Here is an 18112-nt window from a genome sequence, read left to right as displayed (position 1 = left end):
CAACATTTCAATAACCTGCTTATGGAATCACGTTCCAGTGTTAGGAGGCTTTTCACTGGGCACTTTTTCTTCTAATTCCTCCTGCAGCGAGCAGTATAGTGAATAACACATCAAACACATGATGATGGCAAAAGGTGCGGCTGCAACAATAGAAGCCGTCTGCAAACCTTGTAATCCACCACTGAGCAGTAGCACAGCTGCAATAGTGGATTGCATAAGACCCCAAACCACTTTTACTTTTACGGTTGGATTTTGTACACCTTTCGAGGACAACATGCCCAATACGAATGTGGCCGAGTCTGCTGAGGTAATAAAAAAGGTAATAATGAGTAGTGTGGCAATACCTGATAGTATTGCACCAATAGGCAGTTGTTGTAGTGTGGTAAATAGTGCAGAGGTAACATCGGTCTGCACAGCTTCGGTTATGTTTCCATTCCTGAATAATTCAAGATGTAAACCCGTACCACCAAAAACAGCAAACCACACAAAGCCAAACAGGCTGGGAACAAGCAGCACTCCAAGAACAAATTCTTTTATGGTTCTGCCCCTCGATACTCTTGCTATGAACATCCCAACAAATGGCGCCCAGGCAATCCACCATGCCCAGTAAAACAAAGTCCAGTCTTTGATCCAGCTTCCTGCGCTAAAGGGTGAAAGCGTTAAACTCATCTGGACAAGGTTTTGGATATAACTGCCAAGTGTTGTTGTAAATACATCGAAAAGAAATGCGGTGGGGCCGGCAAACAATACAAACACAAGCAGCGACACGGCCATCAGCAGGTTTACATTGCTCAGGATCTTTATGCCTTTATCCAGTCCTGTTGTAGCAGATAGTAGGTAGAGAATTGTTACTATAACGATGATGGTTAACTGGCTGCTGAAGTTATTTGGGAGGTTAGTAAGATGGTTAAGCCCTCCATTGATCTGTAGGGTGCCAAGACCAAGTGATGTAGCAACACCAAAAATGGTAGCAATGATAGCAAGGATATCTATTGTCTTTCCAATCGGTCCTTCTACTTTATCACCAAGCAAAGGATAAAACGTACTGCTGATAAGACCTGATTTGCCTTTTCTAAAAGTAAAGTAAGCAATAGCAAGACCAATAACGGTATAAATGGCCCATGCATGTAGCCCCCAATGGAAAAACGAGTAGCGCATGGCTAGTCGTGCAGCGTGCGGCGTTTGAGGTATAGCATCCTGCGGAGGTGCTATATAATGATTGATGGGTTCTGCCACGCCCCAGAAAACCAAACCTATACCCATGCCAGCACTAAACAACATCGCAAACCATGACCGGTTGGTGTACTGCGGCCTGTCGGTATCTGCACCCAGCCTTATAGATCCATATTTACTAAATGCAAGTACAATGGAGAAAACCAAAAATGAGAAAGTTGATAACAGGTAGAACCATCCAAACTTTTCGGTGATAATACTTAACAGGTTGCCCGACGATTCTGCCAATCCGGAAGGCGAAACTAAGCCCCATAAAACAAATAGTAGAACAATAGAGATGGCAACTTTAAATACCATGAAAACAGTTTTAGCATTTCAACTCCTGCAATAACAAGACCATCAGCCTTTTAGTTAATTGAATGATTGTATAAGGTTTAGAATTAAAACGTGGTTCATGCAGGTTGTTTATAGGTAAGAAGCAGGTATAATAGAACTGAGGCTCGAGGAACTGCGCAAACAGCAAATGGTTGATCTTGATTGACCAAGTTGGCTAACTCATTTATGACCCAGGTACAAACTGCCTGGCGTTAGCTGGTTCCACATGCTCTCAGGCTTTTTAAGCTCTGCAATTGATTATAAAAAACGGCATTTGCAAGCCTTGAAATAACTGTGAAATCCAGTAATGACGGGCATTGTATGTCTGCAAAAGCTATCGCCTTAGCTGTATCGGACGCTTTGTTGATAGAGCAGGAAATTTTCATCTAAAATACTTCTGCAATATCAAAATTGCCTCTACTTTTAGCTCGTCAACCAACCCAAACCAAAGTCTATGATGAAACTAATTCCAGTGATATTGCCAGTGCCATAACAGGTAATGCAAGCTAGCAATGGCAAGTATTTAAAATTCTATTCCGGGTGCTTATTATCATTACCTTTTTCTGCAGTTGCAGGTTATTGCATCCTTCATGGTGCAGCTAGCGTAAAGTAATACAGCATTCCACGTTATACCCTTATAGGGTTTTATAAAATTTTACTGTTCAAAACAATTACCAGCAGGTATTGCCATAGCTGTTAGCGGAGCAATGCGAGCTGCCTGGCAATACTATGTCTTGCAGGAAAATAAACAAGTAAGTAATCAACCTTAAAAAACCATAATTATGAAAAACAAATTTCTACTCTACCTGGCATTTCTATTTCTATTTACTGCAGTTAAAGCCAAAGCGCAGCAGGGTTGTGGAGGAGATGCAATAGACTATGCTTACAAGAAAAGCGTGCTATTAGGTAAAGACAGCCTTTTCTATTTTGAAATGTGGCCAAATGAAAAAACCTCGACAGCTTATTTCAATTCTGCACCGCTTACTATCAGCAACGTTTATGTATTTGGAAAAGTAAAGACAGGCGATCCAGGACCTGCAACCATGCAGGCTTCTATATGGAATGTGAACAGTACAGGTGTACCAACTACCATGATACCAGGTGCATCTGTAACAATGGATATAGCCCAGGCAGCAGGGCCGGTTTATCATCAATTCACCTTTACAACACCGGTATCAGTAACGGGTAATTTTGCGGTGGTTGTAAGAAACAATGACACTGGTGGCGATGATTTTTGGGCAGTAGGCACAAGTGGTTACCCTGCAACCGGGCCATGGCTGGAAGGTTTAACCTATTATGACTGGCAAGGCATGTGGGAAAAAATGTCTGATGTATATGCCCATGTAGGTGAGGCATTATTATTACCAGTGGTTGATTACAATTTGACTGCAGGTTTTACAGCACCTACCACTACAGTTAATGCAGGCACATCCATTACTTTTACCAATACATCTTCCTCTATTTTTCGCGATAAAGTATTTAACCAGCATGCCTTAGAAAAGCATTATGCCAACGAACTGGATTCTACTTTTGTTTGGAATTTTGGCGATGGCTCGGCAAATGTTTATGCTAATAATGCAACACATACTTACACTACTCCCGGCACTTATACAGTTACACTTACAGGCAGAATGAAAGGATACGTGCAGAGCTGTAGCAGTACGTATACAATGCAGATAACAGTTCCGGGTGCATTGCCTGTAACACTGGTGAACTTCAATGCAGCTGAAAAGAACAGCAATGTAGAAGTGAAGTGGGAGACAACTGCAGAACAGAACGTGGCGAAATATGAAGTAGAAACAAGCCAGGCAGGAAGTGTGTTTACCAAGCTTCGAGAGGTTACAGCCAACAGCAACAACACATCAAACGTTTATAGCTATTTGCATATTACTCCATCAGCAGGAGATCATTACTACAGGCTAAAAGCTATAGACAAAGACGGCTCTTTCACCTATAGCAATGTTGTAAAAGTGAAAATCGGTGCAAAGGCTGCAGCAATAAAGGTGATGCCTAACCCAATTGTTGGTGGTAAGGTTAACCTTCAGTTGACGAAGCAAGCAGCTGGTAAATATGAGGTGTCTCTTAAAAATGCATCAGGGCAGGAGGTGTACAAACAAAGCTTGCAGCATAATGGAACCAATAATCCTATTCAGCTACAGCTTCCATCTATTGTGCCTGGCGTATATACACTGCAGGTATCAAACAAGATTAATTTACTTAATACAACAGTGATCATACAATAAACTGTTAGTCGTTGTTTTTTAAAAAAAGCCGTACGTTATTTGTTACGGCTCTTTTTATTTTTAAATGTTTATCCCACCGAACTAGTTTCCATATATTTTTTAATTCCATTCATTCTAAAGATTTAAAAATATTCTATTTATAAAATAATGGATGCTTATCATTTTAATAGCACTTAAAACCATTGCTATCCCGCTATCACGTAAACATAGAAGGTAAAAGACTATCCATAAAAGACAGTGTAATTTCTACATTATAATAAGCTGGCTCAACACTCGTTATTGTTCAAGTATCCTGTAACACTTTAACAGGATGCATACAATAATTATCCAGATAAAGAATAATCCGAACAAAAACCTCGATTCAATCAATTGAGTTACTACATGAGCCACTTGCATTATCACCTATGAAGCGCTTAATATTTACTAAAACATTTTTACACATACTGGTTGCAGCAATATTGAACAGCCTTGCAATGATGTATGTACAATTTGTCTTCTGCCTGCCTGCTATTGCACTTATACTTTATGTTTTACTAAAGTCATCCTCTCATAAAAATGCTTTCACAACAGGATTATTATTCGGTGGTTTATCTTCTTTAATACTGAACTATTGGATGGTTCCCGTAGTTGCTAATTATGCAAACGGAAGTAATGGTCTGGCGCTGGCTTGTTATATCGCGTCGGGCGTAGCATTGGCCGTCTTTTTTGGTGCACAATTTTACCTGGCAAGTCTGTTACTGTTAAAACAAGAAAGGCCATCCATGGTTTGGATAAATGCCTTCATCATTGCTTCTGTTTGGGTATCGTTTGAGCTGCTACGCGCCACCATCTTTAGTGCATTACCATGGTTAAGTTATACTGCCGGTATTTCCCAGGCACGAAGTATTTATTTACTTCAGCCAGCTGCTTTTGGAGGTGTATTTCTGCTTTCTTTTATCATAGTAATTACAGCTTATTTTCTAGCTGTTGATTTAATTAATCGTAAAGTCAGATTTTTAGTTTTCGCAGTTGGTATTCTTGCCATTCAATATGCTACAGGAGCTTTGTTGTTCAATAAATTTTCAGCTGAAATAGAAGAAGATAATCCTGCTCATTTTTCTGTTGCGTTGGTTATGCCGGCTCTTTCACCTGAGACTGTTTGGAATGATGAATCTGCAAATGCTGTTGTCTCGCATTTACTTGCATTGAATGAAAAGGCAGTAGCAACCAAGCCAGACATGGCGGTGTGGACAGAAACGGTAGTGCCATGGGCTTATTCGCCTGACGATGATTTCTTGAAGGAGATATCAAATACTACAGCCAATACAAATACACTTTCCCTTTTAGGTATGAACTCCTCGCTTGATCAAAGCGAAACGAATTTGTCAAACTCAGTGTACTTGTTGAGCAACACAGGGAAAGAGCTTGGCAAGTATGATAAGCAGGATCTATTATCCATGGCCGAAAAACCGCTTTTAGCCTCGCCAGCACTTATTCTTCCTTTCATAAAAAAGCTTGACCTAAAGATGGAAGCAGGAAGCAATAGTGAACCTGTAAATACACCTTGGGGTAAAGCAGGTATAATGATTTGTAATGAATCTACGAATTCCTTTCATGCTGCTGGCTTAGCAAAAAGCGGTGCTGAATTCCTGGTGAATATGGGCAACGACAGTTGGTTTTCTGATTACTTCATCACAACACAACATTTTTATAATGCTCGATGTCGTGCAGTAGAAAACAGGAAGGATCTAATTATAAATAACAACAGGGGAATATGTGGAGTAGTAAAAAGTACCGGCGAAATAAAAATAGAGGAAGACGGGAGAAACAGCAATGTAATTTCTGCTGAAATACATCCAAACAAATTGCAAACTTTCAAATTAAATAACCTAGTATATCCAGCCATTACAATACTGCTTTTAGTACTAGGTAATTATCTACAGCGTGTAAAATTCAATCCAAATAAAAACAAAACCCAAACCCAAAAATGAGCATTATGAAAAAAATTTTATTGCTACTTGTTCTTGTCATTACCAGCCACCTGGCATTTTCCAATGCCACAGTATCGCAAAAGAATTGGCGGTGGCGAAAAGACAATGGAAACCAGGCTACGGCTACCTGGTCTGCCAATGAGAACCAGGCTGGAGCTCAATCAACTTGTGGAGTCAATGAAAATGTCAGGTTAAGAATTGGTTTCGATGTACATCCTGATCCAAGTACCACCAATCCTGCAAGCCGATCTGTAGATTTTAGGATCAGTTATTCCACCACACCTTCGGGTCCATGGACACTGATCCCACCCACAGCTGCTGACCAACATTTTGAGTTGGCATTGAGTCAACATGTAACAAGTGGAACAGCAACAACCCAACAAATTTCGAATAGTGGAGGTAATTATGCAGCCGGAAGTATTTTAACTAAAAGCAGCTCTGGATATATTACCTTTTCCACTCCTTCTGGCGTTACTACTGTTACAGAATACGAATGGGTAATAAAACCAACTGGTAATGCTCAAATCGGCACTACTTATTATTTTTACCTTCAAGGGTTAAATAATTATCCTGTCACTCTTCCTTCGTTGACTGTTACCGGATCAACTGTTACCGGTAGTACTGTAGTAACTAATGCTGCATGCTTTGGAGGTTCCAATGGAAGCATCAACCTGACACCTTCTGGTGGTACAGCTCCATATACTTACAATTGGGGCAGTGGTATAACTACTGAAGACAGAACAGGACTTTCTGCAGGAACTTATACTGTAGTGATCACTGATGCCGTTGGTTGTACAGGAACTGTAACTGCAACTGTTACGCAGCCTGCAGCCCCAGTTTCAGGAAGTACGGTTGTAACGAATGTTTCTTGCTTTGGAGGTTCCAATGGAAGCATCAACCTGACACCTGCAGGTGGCACAGGTCCATATACTTACCTATGGAACACTGGCGCTACTACAGAAGACAGAACAGGTCTTGCTGCCGGCACTTATTCTGTTACTATTACTGATGCAAATGGTTGTACTCATTCAATTAATAACATCACTATCACACAACCTGCAGCATTGGTTGCTACTGCAGCATCCCAGACTAATGCAAGCTGTAGTAACCAAAACAATGGTTCTGCAACAGTAAGTGCTAGCGGTGGCGCAGGTTCATATACTTATAGCTGGTCTCCTTCAGGTGGTACTGCTGCAACTGCAACAGGATTATCTGCCGGAACTTATACAGTTGTGGTAACGGATGCTAATGGATGTACAGCCAGCCGAGTATTCAACATCACAGCAGGCGTAGCTCCTGCACCAGGCACATTCACTACATCAACTTCCACAGTAACTGCAGGACAGACAGGTATTGCTTATAGTATAGCACCTGATGCATCAGCCACTAATTGTACCTGGACATATACCGGTACAGGTGCAACCATTCATAACAATGGCACCAATGACATTACTATAGATTTTAATGGACAAGCAACCAGTGGCGATCTGCAGGTTGTTGTTTCTAACCAGTGTGGAAGCGCAGCGATGCGTTCAATAGCTATCACTGTAACAGGCGTGTTACCTGTGAAATTGGTAAGCTTCAGCGCTGCTGAAAAGAACAGCAATGTAGAAGTGAAGTGGGCAACATCTGCAGAACAGAATGTGGCTAAATATGAAGTAGAAACAAGCCAGTCAGGTAGTGCATTCAACAAAGTTGGCGAGGTAACAGCAAACAGCAACAGCACATCAAACGTGTATAGCTACCTGCATGCTAAACCAGCGGCCGGAGATAATTACTACAGGATAAAAGCAATTGATAAGGATGGCTCTTTCACTTATAGCAGCATTGCAAAAGTGAAAGTAGGAGCTAAGGCTGCATCAGTAAAAGTGATGACTAACCCTATTGTTAATCGCACCCTGAACCTGCAGTTAACAAACTTTGTTGCAGACAAATACCAGGTGTCTCTTTCTGGTGCAAACGGGCAAGTTGTTTACAGACAAACTGTTCAGCATACAGGAACATCTAATAATCTACAACTACAATTGCCAGCCGTTGCCCCAGGTGTTTATACACTACAGGTTATGAACAATCAAAGCGCGATCAGTACCAAAGTGATCATGCAATAATCGGTAAAGCATATACTTAAAAGAGGCTGTCAATAGGCAGCCTCTTTTTTTTATAGAAGAACATGTAAGTTTAAACTTTGAGATCATTTTTCCAGCTATCTTGTTTGTCTATTCTATTATCAGTGCACTTATTCAATAATCTATCGAAACCACAACCAATGAAGAACTCACTCAGCAAAATATACTTTGCCTTATTTGTATGTTTTACCAGCACGTTATTAAGCTGCCTTTCAACCAATGCAGGTGCCCAGCAACTTAGTGATCACATAGGAAGCTGGAAAGCAGAAGCTACTCCAAATGCTTTAATGGAAATAACGCTAACATTTGAGGTGAACGCAGACGGCAGATGGGCTGACTATACTTTTGCCCCTGCACTCAGCGCCAGTCATTACAAGTACAAATTTGAAAGTCGCTCAAACGAACTGGTACTACTTGATGGTAAGGGAAAAGAGAAATATAGATTTAAATTTGAAGCCGGGAATGGAAATGAAAAATCCAGGCTGGTAGAAATAGCTGGTGAAAACAACAAACGCCGGAATATATATACTTGCTATAGTTATACTATTCCAGGCTATATGAGGAAGTAAAGAGCAACCTCCTATTGCATTTTTAAAATTGCTGCGCCATTTCTACATCATATTGATTTTACTTTTCCTATCAGCAGTTTTTATATTAAGTATTAAAATGAATTTTATATATATTTTTTTGGGAAAAGCTGGATGAAATGAAGTTGGCTGGTGTGCCCAGCTGGCTTATTTTGCGTACAAACAATGATTATGAAGTTCAATATCCTACTATGCCTGGCGCTTTGCTTTTTTACCGCCACTACTGCTCAAACAAATGCAGAAAATTTTACCAAGCTGGAGGGCTACCTTAACAAGGTTAAGGGGAAATATATCCAGGGGCTTGCGATCGTAGAACAGCGTGTGAACGAAAACAAGATCACATTTACATCCGGTTCTATTGGTGTAAATAGTAGCGCTGTACATACCAATCTAAAGTGGAACGATTTCTATTTTTTTATTAAGGCCGATGAAGACAGTAAACAGGTAGCAACCCTACAGCTTAATTTTGAAGAACCAACCGACCTTGTTTACTACGAGGGAGGTAAGAAAACTTCTTCCGAAACCAGTAAGCAGGTGCTCCTGTATGTTCTTACTTCTGATAAAAAGGCTGTAGAGCGTTTATTGGAAAAAGTGCAGAAGCAGAACGCACGGTAGTAAAGTTTTTCAGTTCGCTGCTTCCTCTAATTCGACTTCACAAGCACACAAAAATCTTCGTCCTTACCTAAGTTTGCAAATGTATAAGACAATGTGATCATTGGCTTGTTGTCACCAGTTCTATAACCAAGTTTAGCTGTAGGGTTACCGCCACTATATGGGCCGGTAACGAAAGTTATTGTCCCGGTTTTTGAATCATAAGTGTAGCGCCCCCTGGATGTTTTACCTGATTTGTATTCATAGGTGCTGCCGTCAACGATGGTGAGGATTTCTTTGTAGCTGGTACGCGATGGATTGTTTGCCTCGGTGTACATATCGTAGCACTGGTACATACCTTTGGGGATGAAGGCTGGTAACTTGGTATTAGCAGTATTCGTTTGAGGCGCATTTTCATTCTTTACTTCCGAAGCAGTAGGATTGTTTTTATTCACTTTCGATCCCGGAAGCAAAGCCAAGGCTGGCCATTCAGAAACAGGCGGAGCCTGGTCACCTTTTTCAAGGCGTGCTAGTGCAGTGGTAGAAAGTTTATATGCAGGAGTATTTTTATAATTAAACGTATTCCGGAACCAGTATTTTGCATCATTGGTTTTGCCTTCACGCCATTCAGCCATACCCTTCAGGTACATGGAAGTCGTCATAGCGTTTGTTTCAGCTGGCATTCTCAGCCATGTATTATAAGCCATACTTTTCTCGCCCGATGCGACGTAAGCTATACCTATCCAGAGGTAAGTTGGCTTGTAAGCAGGGTCTTGTGTTTGGGCTTTATTAAATTCATTAATTGCCGCTGAATAATTTCCATCATAGAAAGCAGCAACGCCATCAGTAAATGCTTTAGGTGTAGCCTGGCTTGCAGTGTTACTTTTATTTTGAGCTGCCACAGGTTCCAAATAGCAAAAGGACCCGGCGAATAAAAAGAGATAAATAATTCGTTTGATTAATAGTGTCTTCCTCATTCTCTTTACAAATTGAAATTGCTTTTAAGTTAGCGGTTTCAAATATAATGATGTCTAGCACTGGAAAAAGATGGCTGATTTTTATTTTATCTAAAGAAGCGACATTAAAAAACCTGCTATCACTCATCTGCAAAATATTCCTCCAGTTCAAGGCTCATATAGCCTTTTCTGCCGTTTTTATATACCTGTAGTAACTGCAGGTTGTCATCTATTGTGATGCTATCATATGCATAGCCTGTCAGCTGTTTACCCTTCTTGTCAAACAAAGCATATTTGCTATTCTGCCGCACTGCAATAAACTTGCTGAAGACCGGTGAGATCATATCCGATCGCACCAGTATGGTAGAGTCTGCACTAATGATTGCGTAGCGGTCATTTCCACCAGTCAGGAATTGGATGATCTTTTTGCCGTCCTCTAACTGATGGCTAACAATCCACTCGTCGGAAGTTGGTTCTATTGTCATCCCAGATGTATCTATCAGTACAGCTTTTTTATTGTACATGATCCATGTATGCTCTTTCCATGGGATAAACGATACATATTTATCGAGCAATCCAGCATATGTACGTACAGATTTATCCCGGTCAAATATGGGTGGAATCACTTGTGTTCCTGAAAAGTCTACAAAACCTACATGATTATCTTTTAGAAACGCCTGCCTATTTTTCACGGGTAATCCATAGGCTGTACCAGGCATGATGATATTATGAAATCGACCGTCGCGATATACGATCTTAACCGTGTCCCACTGCTTTTCAATAAAACGGTACACCGATCTCTCTTTATGAAATCCAATGACAGCATGATCTTCAAAGATTGCATCATATTCATTTTTTACCATTGGATAAATAAGCTTACCTGTTGAGTCTATCACGCCCCATCGGTTTCCTTTCCGCACCCTGTACCATTTGGTGCCTGGCGTACGTCGGTCATGGTACACCCAATAGTCGCCAGTGTAATGTGGTTCTGCTACCAGGTGCACTTCATCGTATGGTACAGTAAGGATGTGCCTAAACGCATGAGAATAAAAAGATGCTTTTCTATTGAACTGAATGATATAATGATCCTTTTGTCGTACATAGTGTTTTACATTCTCTGCCACCAGTTTTGCATCCAGGTCAAATAGGTCTTCATTTTTGTTTGGTCGCTTTCCCGCAATTACATCCTCTCTTACAATAATGTCTGAATAACGAGGCGGGATCAATACGTTGCAGCTAGAATCTTTCAACCCAACAAAGCCGTCTTTGCTGTATGGCAGGTAGCCGTGGTTTTTAACTGACCATATATGATCGGCTGAAACATCGCAAGAAAGTTTTTGCCAGTTGCCCCGGCGAAGGATCACTGGTTTAGTTAAGGGTGCTCGTGCAACTAAAAAATGACGGTCATAATCAAAGTCGGCATATTTGGTTGCAAGCACTGGTTGCAAAGTGCTGTCAAGCAAGCCGTATCTTCCATTCAATTTTACAATAACGGCATTATCAATTATCTCCAGGTCATCATATTTATCATTTAGTTGTACAGGCTTTCCATTCTCATCTACCAGCTGTTTACCTGACTTATTCCACAAAAGGATATGAAGCTTGCCTTTTATCACTAGTGTCGAAAGTCGCTCCCAGGACCGTGTTAGCTGTAGCTTTCTCCTTGCTGTATCAAAATTATGAGGGATAACAAGGATTGTTCTGCCTGTAGTATCTGCAATTGTTAGCAGCGGCCCCTTATATCCAAGCAGCACTTTCGCACCACCTTTGCCGAATAGTTCTGTTTCGTCGTATTGAAATGGCAATACCGTTTGCTTTTGTTCATTTACAATTCCCCAAACACCTTTCTTATGGTATGGAATGAATTGACATATGCCAGTAGAGGAAATTAAAAGAAATAAAATAAGCAAACAGTACAGTTTCATAATAACAGGATGTCATTTTTTTAGAAAATACATATTCGTAGTAAGGATAAATTTTATTGCCGTTATTTCATCCGTATAGATCCTGTTAGTTTTTGATTATTTCGCCACCACCATTTTCCAGGTAACCATGGTTTCTGTTCCGCGAAGTGTGGCCACGTATATACCTGCTGGCAATTCTCCATTGAGTGGAATAGTATATTGCCCTGCTACATGCTTTTTGTTTTGAAACAATGTTTTTATCACCTGCCCGCTTACATTGTAAATTTCCAGCGATACAGCGTCGGGATAAGTAAGTGAATATTCAATAGTAGTGTTGGTTGCAAAAGGATTGGGATAATTGCGCAGCTTCCATGGACCCGGAGAGAGTATGCAGGACAGCACAGGTTCGTCTTTCTTTTGTTTTACAATGGAAGAAGATATGGTGTTTTTAAAACGGGAAATAAAAGGTGCAGGACCATATATTTTCCCTTTTACGAATGCTTTATCAAACATGGAAAGTTGTGCTGAAAATGTAAACCACAACGTGCCCGATACATACATGTTGCCGCAGTGGTCCATGTTGAAGTGCAGCGATTCATTGGAAGTAGTTATAGGAATATCAGCTTCTTTTATCCACTCGTATTTACCATTAGGATCGAACTTAGCTATATACACTACCGCAAACTTCGACTGCACTGTATCGGTACCAATCACTCCCGGGCTATTATTCCATTTTCCTGTTTCACGGTGTGTGCCCAATACATATAAATGGTTTTCCCTGTCGAACCGTACCTGGTGAGCCCTGTCGGTGCTCGATGTTGTTTTCCATTTTGTGTTACCGGCTCTATCCAGAATAGCAAGTACCCACCATTTGCCGCCGGTAGTATCTACTTTCTCGCCTAGAAAAATATTATTGCTCATGGTCTTAAAAGCAATGACAACACCATTGTTGGTAGCAGCCACGCTTTGGCACTGCCATCGTGCCTTTGTTGTACGCACCCAGTTAAGCTTTCCCTGCGGTGAATAAGAGGCGATATATGCTTCGTAAGGTTCGTTGTACATATTGTCGTTCGGCGACGTGGGTGCCATTATCTTTTTTGCACCGCCAAATGTTGCACCTGTAAGGAAATTTCCTCCAAGGTAAACTGTACCATTAGGTGCTACCGATGCCTTCACTGATTCGGATGTTTGAGTACAGCATGTAGTGCGCGCAAATGATATCACATCGCCCCATGCAGGCTGTCCTTCTTTATCGAGCACCAACACAAAGTCGCCGCCTGCAGGACCTGCCGAAAGCTTCAGCGTTTCGCTCAACACTCCCGGATGCAAAAAGCCACTCAAGACAAATCCTCCATTAGGATAAGGTATAAATCCGCTGATATCTATTCGTTCGGGTTCTTTATCAAAAACCTTCACCTTCTTTATTAGTCGTCCTTCTTTATTCAGGTAAATAAGATAGAACCCTGCGGGAATGATAGCATGCCGCTCCAACTCAGGGAAGTACCCGTATTCTTCTCCGTTCTCGCTTGCCACCGCTAATATTTCCACCAGCAGAACGGTTGTTCCATTTTCGTCGTGCGCTATGCCAGATAGTTCAGTATTACGTTGGTCGGTTTGTAAATGCCACAGTACAGCGCCATCGGGAGAATAACAAGCGATCACATCTGTTCGTTCTTGCTGCGACAGTTTTATTTGCTCACCCGTAGCCGTATATAACTCAGGTTGACGGCCCATATGGCTCCAGTTGACACCACCTCCTCCGCCTACTACTATATTGTTCTCGGGATCAACAGAAGAGTAATTGTATCGTATATCAATATTGCCTGCACTCGCAGCCCATTCAAAATGCTGCGCAGAAATTGTATGGCTGAATGCAATTAACAAGAGTAGGAGAAAGGGGTAGAGGTGTTTCATGGTTTGGTAGAAAGAATTCGGGAAGTTAAGTGATTTGATAATGAAGTCGAAGTAATCAGGTGAGCTTGTGTTTCAGGGAGGTGTCATTTACAAAAGTGTGTGCAGGAAGTTTTATTTTGATAGAACTAGTATAACCTGCGGGAATTTGTGCCTGCACTAAAAAATAATGATGAAAGACCTTACCACGAAGCAGCTAAGGCAACAAGAAAAAAACAATGAAGTTTTTGTAACAATTTTCTCCAACCTGTATCCAAGTGAGAAATAATTAAAAATGAAAAAAGCTTTATCACTCTGTCTCTTTTTGTTCTTCGCTTTTTTTGGTTTTGCACAGCCGCCTGCATTTATAGTTGAAAAGCGTGGAACGGGAAAGCCAATAATTTTCTTACCTGGTTTTACTACACCCGGTTCTGTATGGTACGAGACGGTTAAGAACCTTGAAGGAAATTATGAAAGTCATCTTATTACTTACGCAGGCTTTGGTGGGGTTGCGCCTATTGATACGCCATGGTATCCTTCTATCCAGCAGCAGTTGATTGCTTACATCCACAAGGAAAAGCTTTCCCAGGTTACCATTATTGGTCATAGTATGGGTGGCACCCTTGCAATGGATATTGCTGCTGCGCTCCCTGGCAAGATTGATAAACTTGTATTAGTGGATGCTTTACCCAACATGCGTGCTTTGATGATGCCGGGCGTTTCTGCGGAACAGGTACAATACAATTCCCCATACAACAAACAAATGTTGGAAATGAAAGACGATGCCTTCAGACAGGTAGCTACTTTGATGGCGGGTAATATGACGAATAACAAGGAGAAGAATGATACCATCTTAAAATGGAGTTTGACTGCTGACCGTAAAACCTATGTGTATGGTTTTACTGATCTTTTAAAAGTGGACCTTGAGGAAAAACTCCCGTTGATTAAAGCAAAGACATTGATTTTGGGAGCAACCTTTCCTACCATGGAGGTGGCCAAAGCCACCATGGAAAAGCAATATGCTACATTGAATGAAAAACAGATTGAATTTGCAATAGGCAGTAAACACTTTATCATGTTTGATCAGCCAGGATGGTTTTGTGCACAGGTAAATGCATTTTTACAAAAATGAGCAAACTCAACGAGCGGCAGGTAATTTTCCATTCTTTGCACCAGCAGTACTTACCCATGGTAAAACAGCTTTGCCTGGGTTATGTACGCGGAGATATGCAGCTAGCAGAAGATCTAACACAGGAGGTGTTCATAAATACCTGGCACGGCCTGGAGAAGTTTAGAAATGATGCTTCCTATAAAACATGGATATACAGGATAACCGTAAATACGTGCTTACTCTACTTGCGATCCAGCAAGAAATTGCATGATACATTTGAGCTCGATGATCTGCATACCGAAGCGCCTGAAAGAGTGGAACAGGTTGAGGACCACTACCAATCTCTGTATAAAGCCATTGGCGCACTCCCCCACATAGAGCGACTGATAATGATGATGATACTGGAGGAATTGACCTATGAAGAAATTGGTGCTATTACCGGGATAAATGCCATTCACCTGAGAGTGAAAATTCACAGGATAAAGAAAAAAATGCGTCAACTAGTAAAACAAGATTAAAAAATGCAGGACCTGATAGAAACATGGAAAAGAGGGAAGGATTCAATAGTAGCGGGCAGCTCTTCTAAAGAACTGGTTGCTATTGCTAAGGAGAAGAAAAGAAATGTGCTTTATGCGCATTATGGTACAGTCTTCATACTTACAATAACCCTCATTGGATTAGCATTGTTTTTTTATTATGTAGCACCTTTTAAAAATGCGCTTAGCAAGGTAGGTGTATATATGATGCTCGGTGGACTTATGGTACGCATACTAATAGAAATCATAAGTATGGTAAAATCGGGGGCAGTGCAATTTTCGCAAAATGCAGAAAAAGCTACCAGCGCAGCCTTATCCTTTTACAACTTTCGCAAGCAGGTACACGGCCCTGTAACCATTGGTATCATTGGCATCTACGTACTAGGCTTTTATTTCCTCACCCCCGAGTTTAGCCAGTATATCACCTTGTATTGGATGATCGCCATGCATGTATCTTTTATAGTAATAGGCATAATACTTACAGTGGTTATAAGAAACGGAATAAAAAGAGAAATGGCAAACCTGCTGCACCTATCCAATCTAAGAAAAGAGATAACGAGTGAACAGGCAGAAAGAGGTTCTAATGTAGAATAAGCAGCAACCAGGGATTGATCATTAATGAAGGATGAGAGAACTTCATCCTGTAAAAGCTTTCTACCGTGTTTATAGTAGCCAGCAAGTATGTGTGGGTTTTGCAAACAAGGTAATCAAATCGTTTTTAAGACGACTGAAACCAACAAAGGTGCAACATTCTTCTGACGATGGAGTGCAACAAATGAACACCATAAGATTTCAGCAAACAGGGGAACCAGTTGCCTAGCACGGACTTTGGCTTTAACCAGTAACTTTATAAAAAATATTGCACTATGAAATGTCCAAACTGTGACACTACACTAAGTATGAGCGAGAAACATGGTGTCGAAATTGACTACTGCCCTAATTGCAGGGGCATCTGGCTTGATAAAGGCGAGATGGAGAAGATAATGGAAAGGGCTGCGGATCATTATGCCAGCAGGGATAACTATGAAAGAGATTTCAAAAAATACGAGTACGACAACTATAACAAGGGTCATAAGTATTCGCACAAAAAGAAGTCATTTCTAAGTGATTTCTTCGACTTCTAAGGAGATTAACGGGTAAAGCAAAAAGCTTTGCCCTTTTTGTTTCACTTGTTGGTGTTCCCTGTAGCTTCGCCGTTGCATGGTCTTGTGACCTGCAACAAAGGTATGCCTGGACATCCAATGCTGTTGGTGACAACACCAACAGTGGTGGAAATGTGAAGTTGGCGATTATTATGTACAGAGGTGTAAAAGCGTTTTCAGATAGTAAAAGAATATGAGATCAAGGTTAAAGAAGATATCATTTGTGGTATTGGGAGTTGTGATACTACTGCTTCTTGTAGTAGTGGTTTATGTAAATGACCAAATAGGAGACAGGTATTCAGAAGATGTTAGCACAGAGAAATTTGCAGATATTCCTTACTATGATAAATCATCACATGAATTCATCAGTCCAGAGAAACTGATCATGTCAAAAGAAAAAACCACTGGTGGCGATCCTGGTTTTTTGCGGTTTTTTACACGGTCTCCATATGCTCCCAAGAATCCACTACCAATTGATAATCTTACAAAGTCCGATTTCTCCACGACCCCTGGTGATTTTGCTGTTTATTGGTTTGGTCACTCCACAGCATTGATAGAGCTTGAGGGACAGCGTATATTGATAGATCCCGTTTTCGAGAATGCAGGCCCGCTTCCTGGCATTACCAAACGATTTGGTAATCCACCAATCAAACGCGAAGAGTTGCCAAAGATTGATGTTGTCATAATCACGCATGATCACTATGATCACCTGGAGGCAAATACTATCAAGCATTTTGCTCCTATGGATATGAAGTTTATTGTGCCGTTAGGCGTTGGAGCAAGATTAATAGGTTGGGGTGTGTCAGAAGATAAGATAGTTGAGCTGGGTTGGCATCAAAACTATAAGTTGGCTACTACCGAGATCACTGCATGTCCCGGCGTTCATTATTCAGGAAGAAGCAACAAAGACAGAAACAAAACGCTCTGGGCCTCCTATGCAGTAAAGGGTAGAAATAAATCGTTCTTCTGGAGTGGGGATACTGGCTACGGTGACCACTTCAAAGAGATCGGGGATAAGTACGGTCCATTTGATGTTGCTTTTGTAGAGATAGATGCGTGGAATAATGGATGGCCAAACACACACCTGTTTCCTGATCAAGCTGTGAAGGTTGTTAGCGATGTAAAAGCAAAACTTCTGTTTCCAATCCACCTGGCTACATTCGATTTAGCGCTTCATCCATGGGAAGAATCTATTCAAACTGTATCAGAACTTGCTGACAAAGCCCAGGTAGAAATCGTTACCCCGATCATGGGCCAGAAAGTTATACCGGGCACTACACCCACAACCCGATGGTGGCAGCAGGTACAGGATTGATCAAATGGAGTGGAAGCTAGTGCCAGGATTAAACAGTGAAGCCTATTGCTTCAGTTATAACTTAAGGCAGAACAAATAACCACTAAACACTTCAAGTAATTTCCCTTTTATAGTTTCTCTATTCGTGTTACACATTGTTTCATCTATAGGTATAACGGCCCTCCACGCACGCCTTTGGAGGATGACTTAACTT

General features: G+C 41.1%; 14 protein-coding genes. 10 read left to right on the top strand and 4 right to left on the bottom strand.

Translation table 11 applies throughout. The features are described from left to right. Positions 1–27: 27 nt before the first annotated feature. Complete coding sequence (locus J4N22_RS11585) at positions 28–1530, bottom strand: glycine betaine uptake BCCT transporter (RefSeq protein WP_207494466.1); 1503 nt, start codon at positions 1528–1530, stop codon at positions 28–30. Between the two features lie 800 nt (positions 1531–2330). Between J4N22_RS11585 and J4N22_RS11580 the strand changes: the two genes are divergently transcribed. From J4N22_RS11580 to J4N22_RS11560, 5 genes are all read left to right on the top strand, one after another. Then, on the top strand, positions 2331–3791 hold the full coding sequence (locus J4N22_RS11580) for a PKD domain-containing protein (RefSeq protein WP_207494464.1): 1461 nt from the start codon (positions 2331–2333) through the stop codon (positions 3789–3791). A gap of 404 nt (positions 3792–4195) precedes the next feature. Further along, positions 4196–5761: an apolipoprotein N-acyltransferase gene (gene lnt / locus J4N22_RS11575; RefSeq protein WP_207494462.1), complete on the top strand. Its 1566-nt coding sequence runs from the start codon at positions 4196–4198 to the stop codon at positions 5759–5761. A 5-nt stretch (positions 5762–5766) separates the two neighbouring features. Continuing rightward, positions 5767–7869 (top strand): T9SS type A sorting domain-containing protein, encoded by a 2103-nt coding sequence (locus tag J4N22_RS11570; protein WP_207494460.1) that lies wholly within the window; start codon positions 5767–5769, stop codon positions 7867–7869. Positions 7870–8027: 158 nt separating this feature from the next. Further along, entirely contained in the window at positions 8028–8456 is a 429-nt protein-coding gene (locus J4N22_RS11565) for a hypothetical protein (protein ID WP_207494452.1), read from the top strand. Between the two features lie 189 nt (positions 8457–8645). Then, positions 8646–9089 (top strand): hypothetical protein, encoded by a 444-nt coding sequence (locus tag J4N22_RS11560; protein ID WP_207494450.1) that lies wholly within the window; start codon positions 8646–8648, stop codon positions 9087–9089. Positions 9090–9115: 26 nt separating this feature from the next. On the opposite strand, the gene J4N22_RS11555 is transcribed toward J4N22_RS11560, so the two are convergent. From J4N22_RS11555 to J4N22_RS11545, 3 genes are all read right to left on the bottom strand, one after another. Beyond that, positions 9116–9967: a tetratricopeptide repeat protein gene (locus J4N22_RS11555; protein WP_207494448.1), complete on the bottom strand. Its 852-nt coding sequence runs from the start codon at positions 9965–9967 to the stop codon at positions 9116–9118. Positions 9968–10161: 194 nt separating this feature from the next. Beyond that, positions 10162–11946 carry a WG repeat-containing protein gene (locus J4N22_RS11550; RefSeq protein ID WP_207494446.1) on the bottom strand — a complete coding sequence of 595 codons (1785 nt, stop codon included), beginning with the start codon at positions 11944–11946 and terminating at the stop codon, positions 10162–10164. A gap of 96 nt (positions 11947–12042) precedes the next feature. After that, positions 12043–13839 carry a T9SS type A sorting domain-containing protein gene (locus J4N22_RS11545; RefSeq protein WP_207494444.1) on the bottom strand — a complete coding sequence of 599 codons (1797 nt, stop codon included), beginning with the start codon at positions 13837–13839 and terminating at the stop codon, positions 12043–12045. A 271-nt stretch (positions 13840–14110) separates the two neighbouring features. Between J4N22_RS11545 and J4N22_RS11540 the strand changes: the two genes are divergently transcribed. The 5 genes from J4N22_RS11540 to J4N22_RS11520 all read left to right on the top strand — a co-directional run bounded on the left by J4N22_RS11540 (position 14111) and on the right by J4N22_RS11520 (position 17919). Then, on the top strand, positions 14111–14947 hold the full coding sequence (locus J4N22_RS11540; protein WP_207494442.1) for an alpha/beta fold hydrolase: 837 nt from the start codon (positions 14111–14113) through the stop codon (positions 14945–14947). Further along, a complete protein-coding gene (locus J4N22_RS11535) occupies positions 14944–15444 on the top strand; it encodes an RNA polymerase sigma factor (RefSeq protein ID WP_207494440.1) in 501 nt (166 codons plus the stop codon). The genes J4N22_RS11540 and J4N22_RS11535 overlap by 4 nt, the downstream gene beginning before the upstream one ends. A gap of 3 nt (positions 15445–15447) precedes the next feature. Further along, complete coding sequence (locus J4N22_RS11530; protein ID WP_207494438.1) at positions 15448–16056, top strand: hypothetical protein; 609 nt, start codon at positions 15448–15450, stop codon at positions 16054–16056. A 272-nt stretch (positions 16057–16328) separates the two neighbouring features. Further along, complete coding sequence (locus J4N22_RS11525; protein ID WP_207494436.1) at positions 16329–16586, top strand: TFIIB-type zinc ribbon-containing protein; 258 nt, start codon at positions 16329–16331, stop codon at positions 16584–16586. A 211-nt stretch (positions 16587–16797) separates the two neighbouring features. Further along, complete coding sequence (locus J4N22_RS11520) at positions 16798–17919, top strand: MBL fold metallo-hydrolase (protein WP_207494434.1); 1122 nt, start codon at positions 16798–16800, stop codon at positions 17917–17919. Positions 17920–18112 lie beyond the last annotated feature (193 nt).

Origin of the sequence: Aridibaculum aurantiacum (genome assembly GCF_017355875.1) — a bacterium.
Classification (GTDB): Bacteria; Bacteroidota; Bacteroidia; order Chitinophagales; family Chitinophagaceae; genus Segetibacter; species Segetibacter aurantiacus.
The sequence above is the reverse complement of the archived record's forward strand: the minus strand, read 5'-3'. Positions and strand labels throughout refer to the sequence as shown.